At 66.3% G+C, this 15065-nt stretch carries 11 protein-coding genes; 7 read left to right on the top strand and 4 right to left on the bottom strand.

Going from position 1 to position 15065, the window contains the following annotated elements; translation table 11 throughout:
* Positions 1 to 23 precede the first annotated feature (23 nt).
* Positions 24 to 1991: an SdrD B-like domain-containing protein gene (locus R2770_07215; protein ID MEZ5280246.1), complete on the top strand. Its 1968-nt coding sequence runs from the start codon at positions 24 to 26 to the stop codon at positions 1989 to 1991.
* 8 nt (positions 1992 to 1999) lie between these two features.
* On the opposite strand, the gene R2770_07210 is transcribed toward R2770_07215, so the two are convergent.
* Positions 2000 to 2884, bottom strand: coding sequence for a fructose bisphosphate aldolase (locus R2770_07210; GenBank protein MEZ5280245.1), 885 nt, complete (start codon positions 2882 to 2884; stop codon positions 2000 to 2002).
* A gap of 80 nt (positions 2885 to 2964) precedes the next feature.
* On the opposite strand from R2770_07210, the gene R2770_07205 reads away from it, so the two are divergent.
* Genes R2770_07205 through metF form a run of 3 tightly spaced genes read left to right on the top strand, consistent with a single transcriptional unit; the run spans position 2965 to position 6326 of the window.
* Positions 2965 to 4203, top strand: a complete 1239-nt coding sequence (locus R2770_07205; protein MEZ5280244.1) for an MFS transporter — start codon at positions 2965 to 2967, stop codon at positions 4201 to 4203.
* A gap of 33 nt (positions 4204 to 4236) precedes the next feature.
* Positions 4237 to 5304: a metalloregulator ArsR/SmtB family transcription factor gene (locus R2770_07200; GenBank protein MEZ5280243.1), complete on the top strand. Its 1068-nt coding sequence runs from the start codon at positions 4237 to 4239 to the stop codon at positions 5302 to 5304.
* On the top strand, positions 5301 to 6326 hold the full coding sequence (gene metF, locus R2770_07195; protein MEZ5280242.1) for a methylenetetrahydrofolate reductase [NAD(P)H]: 1026 nt from the start codon (positions 5301 to 5303) through the stop codon (positions 6324 to 6326). The genes R2770_07200 and metF overlap by 4 nt, the downstream gene beginning before the upstream one ends.
* A gap of 34 nt (positions 6327 to 6360) precedes the next feature.
* Here metF and R2770_07190 read toward each other — a convergent pair whose 3' ends face one another.
* On the bottom strand, positions 6361 to 7596 hold the full coding sequence (locus R2770_07190) for an alpha-hydroxy acid oxidase (protein MEZ5280241.1): 1236 nt from the start codon (positions 7594 to 7596) through the stop codon (positions 6361 to 6363).
* 29 nt (positions 7597 to 7625) lie between these two features.
* Here R2770_07190 and R2770_07185 point away from each other — a divergent pair, with 29 nt between their 5' ends.
* From R2770_07185 to R2770_07175, 3 genes are read left to right on the top strand one after another with little or no spacing between them, the layout of a single operon-like run.
* Complete coding sequence (locus R2770_07185) at positions 7626 to 9119, top strand: FAD-linked oxidase C-terminal domain-containing protein (GenBank protein MEZ5280240.1); 1494 nt, start codon at positions 7626 to 7628, stop codon at positions 9117 to 9119.
* Positions 9116 to 10102, top strand: a complete 987-nt coding sequence (locus R2770_07180) for an FAD-binding protein (protein MEZ5280239.1) — start codon at positions 9116 to 9118, stop codon at positions 10100 to 10102. The genes R2770_07185 and R2770_07180 overlap by 4 nt, the downstream gene beginning before the upstream one ends.
* Positions 10099 to 11268 carry a (Fe-S)-binding protein gene (locus tag R2770_07175; protein ID MEZ5280238.1) on the top strand — a complete coding sequence of 390 codons (1170 nt, stop codon included), beginning with the start codon at positions 10099 to 10101 and terminating at the stop codon, positions 11266 to 11268. The genes R2770_07180 and R2770_07175 overlap by 4 nt, the downstream gene beginning before the upstream one ends.
* A gap of 5 nt (positions 11269 to 11273) precedes the next feature.
* Here R2770_07175 and R2770_07170 read toward each other — a convergent pair whose 3' ends face one another.
* Positions 11274 to 13811: an FAD-dependent oxidoreductase gene (locus tag R2770_07170; protein MEZ5280237.1), complete on the bottom strand. Its 2538-nt coding sequence runs from the start codon at positions 13809 to 13811 to the stop codon at positions 11274 to 11276.
* Positions 13808 to 15055, bottom strand: coding sequence for an aromatic ring-hydroxylating dioxygenase subunit alpha (locus R2770_07165; GenBank protein ID MEZ5280236.1), 1248 nt, complete (start codon positions 15053 to 15055; stop codon positions 13808 to 13810). Before R2770_07165 ends, R2770_07170 begins: the two co-directional genes overlap by 4 nt.
* Between the last annotated feature and the right edge of the window lie 10 nt (positions 15056 to 15065).

The following is a 15065-nucleotide window of genomic DNA, read 5'->3' as shown; positions in this document are numbered from 1 at the left end:
TGCCGCGGTCACAAGGAGTGGTCGTGCGGACGACATCAATCATTCGAGCGCTTGCGGCATCGATGCTGTTGGGTCTCGGGCTCGCAACGGTGGCGGACGCCCCCGGAGTCGAAGCCGCGGTGCCTGGCACCACCTGTGTCGACTGGAGCTCGTACGCGTCTTCGAGCGCGCCCGCCGGCTCTGGCGACCTGGGCGATGTCGGTGTCGACGAGGCTGTGGCCGATGGGGAACAACGCACCCTGGTGGACATCGGCGGCTTGGGCGTCGATATGCGAATCACGTGGGCCAAAGACCACACCGGGCCCATCCTCGACGCGCAAGCTACGCCCGACTTCACGGGGCTCGGCTCGTACATAGCCCAGCTCGGCGACGGGTCCTCCTCGGGTGTGATGCGCTATTGGCCCAAGAACGACCAGATCGGCGACGTCACCTTCGAGTTCTTCGAAACCGGAACGACCGATCGTGTTGTGCTCGACATCACCCAGTTGCTGATCGGTGGTCAGCGCGACTGGGCCACCCGCCCGATGGGTGTGTCTGAGGTTTCGGTGCTGGTCGGCGGCCCGGCCGGGGTCAGGCAGGCGCCGCCCCACGCCGATCCAAACCTGTCGACCACAGACACCGACCCGGCCGACGGGGTCGACGGCCTCGGCTCGACTCCGATAATCGAGCTGGACAACGCCTCTTATGGCGTGGCCAACTCGACGCTGTACAACGCAAGCCGAGCTTCGTATGTGTCGACGGGCGCTTTCGAGGACCGCGACTGGACCATCATCGACTGGGGTGGCACGGCGGCCGACACCATCTTCTGGCAGCTCTATGGGTCGGCGTCGTCAGACCCCGCGGTGGTCGACCCGGCGGTGACCCAGCCCCACGACGGCCTGTCGGCCTACTTCGGTGGTCTTTGCTTCGAGACCCCGCCCGCCGCCACGCACAGCATCGGTAACCAGGTGTGGCTCGACTCCGACAACAACGGCATCCGCGACGCCGGCGAGGCTGCGATCGGAGGGGTCACGGTCGAGCTGTGGTCCGGTGGTTCGATGCTGGCTTCGACTACCACCGATGCGAACGGGCTTTACCTGTTCTCGGGGCTTGCAGCCGACGGCTACACGGTGTGTATTCCCACCGAGGAGTGGAGCGAGGGCGGCGATCTGGTCGGCCTGATTTCGTCAACGCCCACCTCGGGCGTCGACGACGATCTCGACGGCCGCGATGATGGGACCGAGAACGGTTCGGGCGACGTTTGTGCCGCAGCCGTCACGATTGCCACCGGATCCGAGCCGACCGGCGAAGACCCCGACAACGACCCGACTACCGCCGACGCAAACGAGAACCTCACGGTCGATTTCGGCCTGTTCGAGCCCCGGTTCGACCTCGCCCTGCGAAAGCAACTGGTGAACGGTTCCAACGAGGCCGTGGTGTCGGTTGGCGACCCGGTGACGTTCCGCATCACGGTGTTCAACCAGGGCAACGTCGCGGCGTCCGACATCGAACTGGTCGACTACGTGCCCGCCGGCCTGGAACTGGCCGACCCCGACTGGGCCATGCAACCCGACGGTTCGGCGTCGGGTGCACTGAGCGGCGTCACCATCGAACCCGGCCAGTCGGCATCGACCACGATCACGTTCCGAGTCACCGCTGCCCTCACCGGAACGGCCGACAACCTGGCCGAGATCGCAGCAGCGAACCCGGTCGACTCCGCGGGCACGTTGATCCGAGCCCACGGCGGAGCAGTGCTGTCCGATGTCGACAGTGTCCCAGACCGCACAAACTCCGAGTCGGAAGTCGACGACGCAATCGCCAACGAGAACGGCGACGAAGACGACCACGACGTGGCGCGGGTGACCCTCGCCGCCGACGGCTCGGGTTCGGGCACCACCCTGCCGGCGACGGGAGCCAACGACGAACACCTGGCGGTGTGGGCCACGCTGGCGCTGTTCATAGGCGCCTTGCTTGTTTGGCTCGAGCAGATGCGTCGCCGCTCGCTCGCCTGAGCCTGGGCTCAGGTGTTGGAAGCGGCGAAGATGCTGCCGATAGCTGCGTCGAGAGCAGCGTCAAACTCAGCGTCCGACATCTGAGCGGTCAAACCCTCGGTGAGGGCGCGGCTGAAGCTGGCGATCATCCCGTGGTTGGCTGCCAGCTTCTCGTTGGATTCCTCACGGCTGTAGCCACCCGACAGAGCCACAACCCGAAGCACCTTGGGGTGGGCGATGAGCGGGGCGTAGAAGTCGGCCTCGCTGGGAAGGGTGAGCTTCAGCATGATCTGCTGGCCGTCGGGCACCGCGTCGAGGTGTGCGGTGATCTGGTCGCGCAAGAGCGCCTCGGCCTCGGCCTTGGTGGCGCTGTTGATGTTGACCTCGGGCTCGATGATGGGCACCAAGCCGTGCCCGAGGATCTGGGCACCGACCTCGAACTGCTGGGCTACCACGGCTTCGACGCCGGCAGCGTTGGCCTCGTTGATGACAGAACGCATCTTGGTGCCGAACACACCCTTGGCCACCGCACGCTCGAGCAGGCCATCGAGACCCGGGAACGGCTTCATGACCTGAGCGCCGTCGACCTCATCTGCCAGACCCTTGTCGGTCTTCAGGAACGGAACGACGTTCTTTTCGTTCCACAGGTACTGCGCGGTGCCCTGGCCCTCGATGTCACGGTCCATGGTCATCTCGAACAAGATGGCGCCGAGGATGCGGTCACCCCCGAACGACGGTGAGGTGATGATCCGGCTGCGCATGGCGTGGATGAGATCGAACATCTCGTCCTCGCCCGAGTATTGGTCTTCGTCGATTCCGTAGAGGCGCAGGGCCTTGGGGGTGCTTCCACCGCTCTGGTCGAGGGCGGCGATGAACCCTTGTGCCGAGGCGACCTTTTGCAACATCTCAGTCATGGTCTCCATCGTAGGACTCGGGAGGCCGTCGGGTGATCACCGGGGCCTGCGCCGTCGCTCTGGCGGACTATGGTCGCGGCGTGTCGCCGACAGCCAAGCTGAGGGAGTGGCTCGGCGGCCAGCCGGTACTGCCGGTGGTTGCGTTGGCCGGGCTGAACCTGGTCGACGAATTCGACCGCATCGCCTACGCAACGCTGACCCCTGAGATCAGGGATGCCTTCGGCAGCACCGATGCGGTGATCAACAGCGTGGCCACCCTGTCGGCGGTGATGATCCTGATCACCGCGATTCCCACCGGACGACTTTCGGACAGGGTGTCGAGGGTCAAGCTGAGCCTGGGTGCCGCCGCGATGTGGGGAGTTGCCTCGGCACTCACGGGTGCTGTTCCCACGATCGGACTGCTGCTAGTGGTTCGCCTGCTGGCCGGCATCGGACGCAACGCGAACGAAGTGATCCACCCGAGCCTGCTCAGCGACGTCTATCCGCAGGCCGTGCATCCCAGGGTGTTCTTCGTGCATCGGTTGGCCAACCCGCTGGCTCAGGCCTCGGGAGTGGTCGCCGGCGTGCTGGCCGATTGGGCGGGTTGGCGATGGGCGTTCGTTGCGCTGGCCGCTCCGACAGCGGTGTTTTCTGTTGTGCTGTCGTTCGTGGACGATCCGCCCCGACGGGGATTGCAAGGCGACATCGACAGGCGCGACATCTCGGTGCGAGCTGCCTTTGGCGAGCTGAGGAGGCTGAAGAGCCTGCCGCGGTTTTGGGCCGCTGCGTTCTTCCTGGCGGCAGCGGCGGTGGGGATCTTCCAGCTGGTGTCGGTCTATTTCGAGCAAGAGTTCGGCTTTGGTGCGACCGAGCGCGGGGCCACGCAGTTTCTGGTCGGGGTTGGTTGGATAGGCGGAATCGTGGTGGGTGCGCGCCTTGCCGACGATCTCGACGTGGCCAAGGTAGGCCGGCTGGCCGTGCTGTGCGCCGGTGGGTTCTCGGTGATCGCAATCGGGGCCGTGGTCGTGGGTTCGGCCCCCAACAGTGCTGTGGCACTAGTGGCCACGACGATCATGGCCAGCGGAAACGGGGTTTGGCAGGCGCCGTACTTCAGCGCAGTTGGCCTGATCGCCCCACCCGGCATGTCGGGCCAGGTGTACGCATCGTCGACCATCTTCTATGCGCTGGGAGCCCTGTTGTCGGTGCCGCTGTACATCATTGGCGACTCGGTCAGCTATCGGTTGGCCTTCGGTGGTGTGGCGGTGTTGGCTCTGGTCGCGTCGGTGATCGCGATAACCGCCGCGCCCCACGTTCGGGAGGACATCGAACGAAGTCCTTGACACATGTCTTGATAAAGATATCCTTATCAAGCAATGAAGGCTGACAGCACCGAGCAGGACGATGGCAGCGGGGTCCGCGCTGGGCGCCTGAGCGTCGATCCCTTGGTGGCTGCTCTCAAGGCCGTCGCCGAACCGACCCGGCTGCGCATCGTCAGCGTGTTGAGCCGCGTCGAGTTGTCGGTCGGCGACATCTGTGCGGTCGTCGGGCAAAGTCAGCCCAGGGTCAGCCGGCATCTGAAGATCCTGGTCGACGCCCGATTGCTGGATCGCCACGCACAGGGAACCAGCGCGTTCTACCGGCTGACCGCCGATGTACCCGGGCGCACGCTGGCCGAGGCGGTCTTGGCGATGCTCGACACCACCGAAGGAGCCTGCGAACGCGACCTCGTCCGTGCCGAGGCCATCCGCCAGCGGCGCGCAGAGGAAGCCGCCGCGTACTTCGAGCAGGTGGCGCCGCGGTGGAATGAGCTGAGGGCCTTGCACGTCGAGGACTCGCAGATCGAGAAGGCGGTCCTGGACGCGGTTGGTGATGCACGCGTCTCGCGGATGCTCGACGTCGGAACCGGAACCGGGCGGATGCTGTCGCTGTTCGCCGACCGCATCGATGAGGGCGTAGGTATCGATTCGAGCCAGCAGATGCTGAACCTCGCCCGTTCCAACCTCGACGATGCCGGTGCCGCCAACTGTCGCGTGTTGCAGTGCGACGTGTACGACATCGACCTGCCGCGGGCCAGCTTCGACGTGGCCCTGCTGCACCAGGTGCTGCACTTCCTCGATGACCCGGGCTCGGCCATCGCCGAGGCGGCCAGAACCTTGCGTTCGGGCGGCCGTCTGGTCGTCGTCGACTTTGCCCCCCACGATCTCGAGAGCTTGCGGTTCGAACACCGGCACCGCCGCCTGGGCTTCTCCGACGACGAGGTCGCCAGATGGATCGCCGCTGTCGGGCTCGACGTCGATTCGATAATTCACCTCACGCCCAATCGCACCGATGAAACTGGTCGGTGTCTGACCACGACGATCTGGACCGCAACCATGCCATCGGTCGACCTTGCGCCCGGCGCTGTTGCTGCCGACAGTTCTCATATGGAGGAAGCCTCGTGACCGACGAACAGATGAGCCATTCGGGGCCTGCCGACGATGCCGAACTCGGGGTTGCGGGCAACGACTCTGCCGGCGACGAGATCAGCAACGAGATGGCCGAGCGCCTGGGTCGCAGGCCGTGGCCTACCGCCAGCATCCGGCCAGGTATGACGGTGTCGTTCGAGTTCTTTCCTGCGGCCACCCCCGACGGCGAGAACAACCTGGTGAAGACGGCGACCCGTCTCGCCGAGTTCGGCCCGACCTTCGTCAGCGTCACCTACGGAGCGGGCGGTTCGACGCAGGAGCGGACTATCCGCAGCATCAGACGCATCAAGAGCGAGACCGACCTCGACGTCGCCGGTCACCTGACGTGCGTCGGTGCATCCAAGGCCACCGTTCACGAGGTACTCGACGCCTACGCAGAGGCCGGCGTGACACGTGTCGTGGCGCTCAGGGGTGATCCACCTGCGGGCGAGACCGACGGCACCCGCGAAGACGGATACCGCAGCGCGGTCGAACTGGTCGAGGGCATCCGGGCCAGGGCCGACGGGTCCACCTGGGACATTTCGGTGGCTGCGTACCCAGAGGTGCATCCTCGCGCCGCCTCGGCGCGGGCCGACATGGACAACCTCAAGGCCAAGTTCGAGGCCGGGGCAGACCGTGCGCTGACCCAGTTCTTCTTCGACACCGAGGCGTTCTTGATCTTCCTCGAGCAGGCTCACGCGGCTGGCATCACCGCCCCGATCGTTCCCGGCATCATGCCCGTCACCCACTTCGACCGGATGGCCGGCTTCGCTCAGCGATGCGGAACCAGCATCCCAGCATGGATGCCAGAGTTGTTCGGCGGAGTCGACGACGTGCCCGACGTTCAGCAGATGATCGCCGCCACCGTTGCCGCCGAGCAGTGCCGCCGGCTGGCCGAGCACGGGGTGCAGAACTTCCACTTCTACACGATGAACCGTGTCGAGTTGACCGCCGCGCTCTGCAAGATCCTGGGCATCGGTGCGCCGGCACCGTCGGCCGCCCTGCACGACGCCGTCTGAACACGTCGTGCCCGGCACCCACCGCGGGTGTTGATCAGGCGATGAGGTCTGGGCCCAGGTCGGCCAGGGTGTTGGCCCCCACCAAGGCCATGGTGCGCGACATGCCTTCTGCCATGAAACGCAGCACGTGATCTACGCCCCGCTCTCCAGCGGCGCCCAGTGCGTACAGGTAAGGCCTGCCCATCATCGCTGCGGTGGCCCCCAGCGACACCGCCTTGACGATGTCTGAGCCGCGCCGCACCCCGCCGTCGACGATGATCTCGGTCTGCCCACCCACCGCATCGGCCACGCCGGGCAGCAACGCGATGGGCGACGGAGCGTCGTCGAGCTGGCGTCCGCCGTGGTTCGACAGCGCCACCGCCTCGATTCCGTGCTCGACGGCGATCTTCGCATCGGCCACCGACTGAACCCCCTTCAAGACGATGGGGCCGTCCCAACGCTCGCGGAACCATCCGATCTCGTCCCACGACAGGGCCGGATCGAACTGCGAATTGATGTAGGCCATCAGGTTCACGGGGCTCGAGCCATCGCCGACCGAGCGGCCGGCCACGTTGGCGAAGGTGATGGGCTCGGCGTTGATGAAATCCCACGTCCAGCTCGGGTGGATGATGCCGTCGATGATGGTGTCCATGCCGATCTTGGGGGGTAGCGAAAACCCGCGGCGAACATCGCGCTCGCGCCGGCCCAGCTGGGCCGTGTCCACCGTTATCAGCAGCGTCGTGTACCCGGCCGCCTTGGCCCGGTCGATCAGCTCGGCGGTGAGGTCCTTGTCCTTCCAGACATAGACCTGGAACCACTTGTCGCCGCTGTTCACCGAAGCGACTTCTTCGATCGAACGGGTGCCCATCGTCGACAGCGAATAGGGCAGGCCCGCCCGTTCGGCGGCTCGGGCCACGGCAAGCTCGCCCTGCGAGTGGGCGATTCGCCCGAACCCAGTGGGTGCCAACACCAGGGGCATGCTGGCACGGCGACCGAGGATGTTGGCCGATGTGTCGATGCTGGAAACGTCTCGCAGCACGCGGGGTACGAACTGGATGCCCTCGAAGTCGGCCTGGTTGCGGGCCTTGGCCCGTTCGTCCTCGGCGGCTCCGTCGATGTAGTCGAATACGCCGGCCGGAAGCCTCCGCTTGGCGAGGGCGCGCAGATCGTCGACGTTGGCGGCGCCGTTCAACCGTCTTGCTACGGGGTCGGTCTCGAACCGGCGGAACTGCACGACCGAGCGGAATGACTCGACCATGCCCGTGAGCTTCGTCGCAGCAGTGAGCTTCATGGTCGCCGATTGTGTCAGGCTTTGGGACGATGAAACCCCGAATGGTGCGTCAGCTGCTGCGGAAGCGAAGCGAGAACGAGCCGGCGGCCGTTCACGACCCGGTCGTCGACGAGCTGCGCAGCGCCTTGTCACCAGATCGGGTGCGAACCGACCAGGTTCACCGGTCGTTGTATTCCCACGATGCGTCGGTGTTCGCCGAGGGGGTGTCGGGGCCGATCTGCTTGCCCACGACCACTGCCGAGGTTCAGGCGATCATGCGCATCGCCATGGCGCACGGCCGCGCGGTGGTGCCCCGTGGTGCCGGCACGGGGTTGGCGGGAGGGGCCATTCCTCTGGGCGCCCCCATCGTGGTGTCGACAGCCAAGATGACCAGGATCATCGAGGTCGACCCGGTGGATCGTGTGGCGTGGGTCGAGCCGGGTGTGGTCAACCTCGACCTCAGCAATCATCTGCGCCCCATGGGTTTCCACTACGCACCCGACCCGTCGAGCCAGCAGGTCTGCACCATCGGCGGCAACGTCGCCAACAACTCTGGTGGGCCACACTGTCTGGCCTATGGCGTCACCGACGCCCATGTGCTGGCGGTCGAGGCCGTGCTGGTCGACGGCACGGTGGCGATGCTGGGCGACATCGGCGACGAACCTGGCGGCTATGACCTGCGCGGTGCGTTTGTCGGGTCTGAGGGAATGCTGGGTGTGGCAACCCGCATCGCCGTGCGCCTGACCCAGAACCCGCCCGCGGTCAAGACGATGTTGGTGTCGTTCGACTCGGTGGCTGCGGCCGCCAACACCGTCAGCGCTGTCGTTGCGGCCGGCATGGTGCCTGCGGCGATGGAGGTGATGGACCAGAAGATCACCATCGCTGTCGAGAACTATGTGGGTGCGGGCTACCCAAGGGACGCAGCAGCTGTGTTGCTGGTCGAGCTGGAGGGCCTGCCGGGTGCCGTAGAGGCCGATGCCGAGGCCGTGGCGTCGATTGCGCGGGCCCAGGGTGCGTCGTCGGTGCGCGTCGCTGCCGACGACGCCGAGCGGGCGGCTTTGTGGAAGGGCCGCAAGACGGCCTTTGGAGCTATCGCCCAGATCGCCCCCGACTATTACCTGCACGACACCGTCGTGCCCCGAGCTCGCCTGGCCGACGTGTTGGCCGAGGTCTACGAGATCGCAGATCGCCACGGCGTCATCGTCATGAACGTGTTCCACGCGGGCGACGGCAACCTGCACCCGCTGCTGTTGTTCGACGGTCGTGAACCCGGCGCCATCGACAGGGTGCACGCTGCAGGCGACGACATCGTCAGGGCGTCGCTGGCTGCGGGCGGCGCGTTGTCGGGCGAGCACGGGGTGGGCCTCGAGAAGCAGGCACACATGGACGAGATGTTCGGTCCAGACGACCTCGATCATCAAGAGAGGCTGCGCAAGGCGTTCGATCCGTTCTGTCGGGTGAACCCGGGCAAGGTGATTCCGGCCGGGCACTCGTGCGCCGATATTCAGGCTCTCAAGTCGGTTCCCCGGGGGGTGTGGGGATGAGCCGCACGGAGGAGGCGCCTGGCGCCGACCAGAAGGCGAACGATCGGATGAGCCGCACGGATGCCGATCGGGCGAGCTGGGTGTTGGCCAACACCGATCCCGAGTTGGAAGCCTTTGCCGCCGAGGTCGGATCGGACGGCCCGATCGTGGTCGAGGGTGCGCGCACTCGTTGGCCCGCCCACTGGCAGCCGCCCGCAGATGCACGCGTCGTGCGCGCCCCGGTGGGAATCGTCGAGCACAAGCCTGAGGAAATGCTGGTGACCGTGCGCGCCGGCACTCGGGTCGACGATCTGGTGGCCATGCTTGCCGGCGTGGGCCAGAGGGTGCCGTTGGCGCCCGGCGGTACCGTCGGCGGAGCGGTAGCGGTGGGCCAGAACTGTTTGCAGCGCCTTGGCCGCGGCTCGGTTCGCGACGCGGTCATGCAGGTTCGGTACGTGTCGGCCGAAGGTCGTCTCGTGGCCGGCGGGGGACCGGTGGTGAAGAACGTCAGCGGATTCAACCTGCCCAAGCTGCTGACCGGCTCGCATGGCACCCTCGGAGTGATCTGCGAGGTCATCTTGCGCACCAACCCCGTTCCGGCCCGAACCGAGTTGGTGTCGGTACAGGGTGCAGACCCGTTCGTGGTGTTCGGCTCGCTCTATCGTCCGTCGATGGTGCTTTGGGACGGTTCGACGACATGGGTCGAGCTAGAGGGACATCCCGACGATGTCGAACATCAGCTGGGCCTGTTGGCATCGATGGGGGATGTGACGACTGGTGTCGAAGTGCCAGAGTTGCCTGCCCACCGATGGTCGATGAGGCCATCGGCGGTCGGTTCCCTGACGGGCGGGTCGGCGTTTGTGGCCAGCATCGGCGTGGGTACCGTGTGGACAGCTTCGCCGCCTCCGTCGCGCCCGGCCGACCCTGCCGTGGCCGAGGTGTCGCGGCGCATCAAGGAACAGTTCGACCCAACCGGCCGCCTGAACCCTGGACTGGTCCTGTGACCCGCATAGACCTGCATATCGACGCCGACGACCTCAACAAGTGTGTGCAGTGCGGGCTGTGCCTGCCTCACTGCCCGACCTATCGGGTGACCAGTGACGAGGCGTTGTCACCGCGGGGTCGTATTGCGCTGATGCGAGCGGTGCAGAACGACGGCGCACCTGTCGACGACGAGGTGCTGCGATCGTTCGACACCTGCGTGCAGTGCCGGGGTTGTGAGCCGGCCTGCCCCAGCGGTGTGCCGTACGGAAGCCTGATCGAGTCGGCACGCGAGAGCCTCGCAGATCAGGGCCAGGGTGCGAAGTGGTGGCTGAGGGCCGGTCTGTCCGCGCTGGCTCGTCCCCGGTTGCTTCGGGTCGGTTCGTCGGCGCTGGCGGTTGCGTCCAGGCTGCGGCTGGTTCCCAAGCGGCTGGGATTGCCGGCCGACCTGCCGGTGCGTCGCCGGCCCCACCGCACCTCGGGCGACGACGTGTGGCTGTTCACCGGTTGTGTCATGGATGCCTGGCAGCGCGATGTTCACGAAGCCACCCAGCGCGTCATCGAGGCCGCCGGGTTCGGGGTGCAGCCCACAGGTGATGCGGCACCGTGTTGCGGGGCATTGCACACCCACGCCGGGCTGGGTCACGACGCGCGACGGTTGGCCGAGCACACCATGGCCGCCCTCGACGGAGACGGGCCCATCGTCGTCGACTCGGCCGGTTGTGGCGCGGCGATGAAGGACTATGGCCACCTCCTGGGAACTGACGCCGCCAAGGCGTTCTCGGCAAGGGTCGTCGACGCGCAAGAGTTCGTGGCCGCGCACCGCGACCGCCTGCCGGCGGTGATGAAGCCGCTCGATGTCACCGTCGCGGTGCAAGATCCGTGTCACCTTCGCCATGTCCAGAAGGTCCATCTGGCGACGCGCCAGGCGCTCGCCCCCTTCGTGGCCACGCTGGTCGAGCTGGGCGACGACGGCCTTTGTTGTGGTGCCGGCGGCGCCTACTCGGTTCTGCAGCCCGGGTTGTCCACCGAGATCAGGGCGCGCAAGATGGGCTACATCCCCTCCGACGCCGACTGGGTTGCGTCCGCCAACCCCGGATGCTCAATGCACCTGGCCGGGGCTGGGGTGCGCACTATTCACCCGATGCAGCTAATCGATGCCGCGCTCAGGGGTACAACACCGACCTGACTGGTCTACATCCGCATGCGCTGCGATTCGGGGTCCCAGAGGCACTGGTCGAGGCGGTTTGCGCTGCGTCTGGCGCCGACGATCTCGATCTCCCACGGACCCTGCGAATCGCCGAGTGCTGCCGGCACATAACCCATGGCGACCGACACGTCGCTGTGGTGGGCGTAGCCGCCAGAGGTGACCCAGCCGACCACTTCGCCGTCGTGCCAGATGGGCTCGTCGCCGATCACGTCGACGCCGGCGCGGCCCGGTTCGGTGTCGACCGTGAAAGTCACCAGCCGCACGGCGCCCCCAGGGCCACCCGGGGCGTACTTGGCGGCCAGGGCGTCGCGTCCGATGAAGTCCTTGTCCATCTTGACGAAGCGTTCGAGGCCGGCCTCGAACGGGTCGTAGATGGGGCGGTACTCGCGGGCCCAGCTTCCGAACCCCTTCTCCAGCCGCAACGAGTTCAGTGCGTGCAGCCCGAACATGCGCAGGTCGTGCTCTTCGCCCGCGGCCAGCAGCACCTCGTAGACGTGTCGCTGGTAGCGAGCCGGCATCCAGAACTCGTACCCGAGGTCGCCGGTGAACGTGACCCGCCCGCACCACACAGGCGCCATGCCCAGGGTGATCTCCTTGAACGCCATGAACTTGAAGCCCTCGGCGCTGACGTCGGCGTCGGTCACCTTCTCTAGCACGGCCCTTGCGTTGGGTCCGGCAATCGACAAGCCGGTCATCTCGAAGCCGAGGGTGTCGTAACGGACAGACCCGTCGGCGGGTAGGTGCTGGTCGAACCAGCGCTCGTAATATCGCTCGGCGATTCCCGAACCGAATACCAAGAACTGTTCGTGGTGGCGCACGTTGCCCGTGGCGCCTCCCACAACCGTGCCGAAGGGGCCTTCGCTGTGGCCGGTGGCGGCGCCCAGGCACGCCACTGTGAGGTCGCCTATGAGGTTGCCGGCAGGGTTGGTCATGGGCGACAACGACATGCGCCCCGGTTTGGGTATACGCCCGGCGAGCAGACGATCGAGCCACGCCCGCGCTCCTGGTCCGCTGAAACGGAACTTCGAGAACCCGGTGGTTTCCCACATGCCCACGCTCGATCGCACGGCCAGGGTCTCGGCCCGAACCTGGTCCCACGCGTTCGACCGGCCAAAGGTGACCTGCTCTATCGGTTCCTCGCCGTCGGCCTGGAACCACAGAGCGGTCTCGAGCCCGAAGCCGCTGCCGAACACGGCGTTGGCAGCTGCCAGCCGGTCATAGATGGGAGAGGTCTGGACGTTGCGGCCCTTGGGGAGGAACTCGTTGGGGAACGTGATGCTGAAGCGTCTGGCGTAGTTCTCGCGCACCTTCTCGTTGGTGAACGCCATGGTGGCGAAGTCGCCGAAGCGGGCGATGTCCATACCCCACACGTCGAAGCCTGGGTCGCCCTGCGTGATCCAGTTGGCCAGCGCCAAACCCACACCGCCGCCCTGCGACAGCCCAGCCATCACCGCGCATGCCGACCAGAAGCCTGGCAGCCCACGCACCGGCCCCAGCAGCGGGTTGCCGTCGCTGGCGAACGTGAACGGCCCGTTGATGACCTGCTTGATTCCCGCCTCCTGGAAGATCGGGAAGTGCCTGAACCCCACGTCGAGCGACTCGGCGATGCGTTCGAGATCTGGTGTCAGCAGGCGAGCGCCGAATTCCCACGGTGTTTGGCGCGGCGACCACGGGACGCCACCCTTTTCGTAGGTGCCCAGCAGCAGTCCGTTGCCTTCTTGGCGCATGTAGATCTCGCCGCCGAAGTCGATGGCGTGCATCATCTGCTTGCCCTCGCGCTCGTTGAACGCCAGCACCTCGGGTATCTCTTCGGTCAGCAGATACATGTGCTCCATGGCCAGCAGTGGCAACTCGAGCCCCACCATGCGGCCCACCTCGCGAGCCCACAAACCCCCTGCGTTCACGACGTGTTCGCAGTGGACTGTGCCCTTGTCTTGGTCGGTGTTGGTGTCGTAGACGGCGAGGTCCCAGCCGCCGTCGGCGGCCCTGGCGATCGAGCGCACCCAAGAGTGTCGATGGGCTTGGGCTCCCATGTTGCGTGCGCAGGTCAGGTAGGCGTGGGTGATCTGGCTGGGGTCGAGGTGGCCCTCGTTGGCGTCCCACATCGCCCCCACGAAGTACTGAGGGTCCAGAATCGGCAGCAGTTCCTTGGCCTCAGCGACGCTGATCAGCTCGGTCTCCATGCCCAGATAGCGGCCTCGGGCGTGGCTCATCTTCAACCAGTCGAGGCGTTCTGGGGTGTCGGCCAGCATGACCCCGCCGGTGATGTGCAGAGATGCGTCGATGCCCGATTCGCGCTGCAGCTCGTCGTAGAGCTGGATCGTGTACTGCTGCAACTTGGCGACGTTGGGATCGCCGTTGAGGGTGTGCATGCCGCCCGCCGAGTGCCACGTGGACCCCGCAGTGAACTCGGTGCGCTCCAGCAGCATGGCGTCGGTCCAGCCCGCCTTGGCCAGGTGATACAGCACCGACGCGCCGACGACACCTCCGCCGATGACAACTACCTGGGCCTGGTCTTTCATGGGTTCCTCTCGATCGCCGGAGGGTTGGGGTTGGGTCCTGTGCCGAGGCGGGCTGCCTCGGTGCTGTCGTCGCCTCCAGGCACCACCAGATCGGCGGGCGACCGGGCGGTCATGCAGTCGGCCAGCATGTTGTGAAAGCGGTGCAGCGGCTCTTCGAATCGAGGTGCCAGAGGCCCGGCGGGTGCGCCACCACGCGCCAGGCCGCGCTGACTGCGCTGGCATATGTCGATGTCTTCGTTGTTGACGTCGATCCAGAAGCCCAGGGTCGCAGAGAGGTCGTCTGGCCCCAGTTGGGGGGTCGAGGGCGGCAGCAGCAGGGTGCAGGTCTCGCGAGTGCGGCCGGGCGCCAGCGGTTCGAGCCGCATGTGGAACACGTGGTTGGGCAGCACCGACAGCATCGTGTTCGGGTAGATGGCAACGAAGCGGCCGCTGGTGGCGTCTGAGTCGTCGAGGCCCGTCGCCGGAGGCAGCACCAGCCAGTCGTCGCGCACATCGCCGCTGACCGGCGTGGTGGTCTGACCGCAGTACATGCCAGGACCCTGATAGCGATAGTGGTCTTTCACCCGGCTGACCTTGGCCAGATCCGGGTGCACCCAGGTGAGGTGGTAGTACTCCTGGAAGTTCTCGCTGATGAGCTTCCAGTTGGCGTCGACCTCGACGGTGACCTGATGTGCGATTCGCCAGCCGTCGAGGCCGTAGCCTGACATGCGCCGGGGCAGGTCGCCGAGCCACACGTCCAGCGGGGGAGTGCGCTCATCCAGGCAGGCGAACAACAGCACACCCCAGGTCGCAACCCTCACGGCGAGCAGCCCGTAGTCGCCCGGATCGAAGTCGTCGCGGGGCACCTCTTCGAAGAACGGGGTGGCGATCAGGTCGCCCGAGCTCGAGTATCCCCACCGGTGATACGGGCAGCGAATGGTGCCGGCGATGGTGCAATCGGACTCGGCCAACTCTGTGCCGCGGTGGCGACACGAGTTGCGAAAGCCGCGCAGCTCGCCATCTTCGCCCCTGGTGATCAGAACCGAGACAGCTCCGACCTGGCGCACCAGCATTGGCCCCGGTTCGGCGACCTCGGCGGCCAGGCCTACGGTCACCCACGATCTTGCGAAGACGGCTTCTTGCTCGAGCTCGTAGAAGCGCTGGTCGGTGTAGGCGCAAGACGGCAGTCCCATGGCCGCGGTGATGGGTGCTCTGGTGTTGACCCAGGCCTGTTCCGACTGCCAGTCGGTCGTGTCGATCGCCACGGCGTGGCCC

This window comes from Acidimicrobiales bacterium, from assembly GCA_041394185.1.
Taxonomy (GTDB): Bacteria; Actinomycetota; Acidimicrobiia; order Acidimicrobiales; family Poriferisodalaceae; genus JAAETH01.
Note: the sequence above shows the minus strand (reverse complement) of the source record. Positions and strands in the feature narration are given on the sequence as shown.

Bases quoted from the DNA above. Each gene is read 5' to 3' on its own strand.
- R2770_07210 (MEZ5280245.1), bottom strand. From the start codon at position 2,884: ATGACTGAGATGTTGCAAAAGGTCGCCTCGGCACAAGGGTTCATCGCC.
- R2770_07200 (MEZ5280243.1), top strand. From the start codon at position 4,237: ATGAAGGCTGACAGCACCGAGCAGGACGATGGCAGCGGGGTCCGCGCT.
- R2770_07190 (MEZ5280241.1), bottom strand. From the start codon at position 7,596: ATGAAGCTCACTGCTGCGACGAAGCTCACGGGCATGGTCGAGTCATTC.
- R2770_07185 (MEZ5280240.1), top strand. From the start codon at position 7,626: ATGAAACCCCGAATGGTGCGTCAGCTGCTGCGGAAGCGAAGCGAGAAC.
- R2770_07180 (MEZ5280239.1), top strand. From the start codon at position 9,116: ATGAGCCGCACGGAGGAGGCGCCTGGCGCCGACCAGAAGGCGAACGAT.
- R2770_07170 (MEZ5280237.1), bottom strand. From the start codon at position 13,811: ATGAAAGACCAGGCCCAGGTAGTTGTCATCGGCGGAGGTGTCGTCGGC.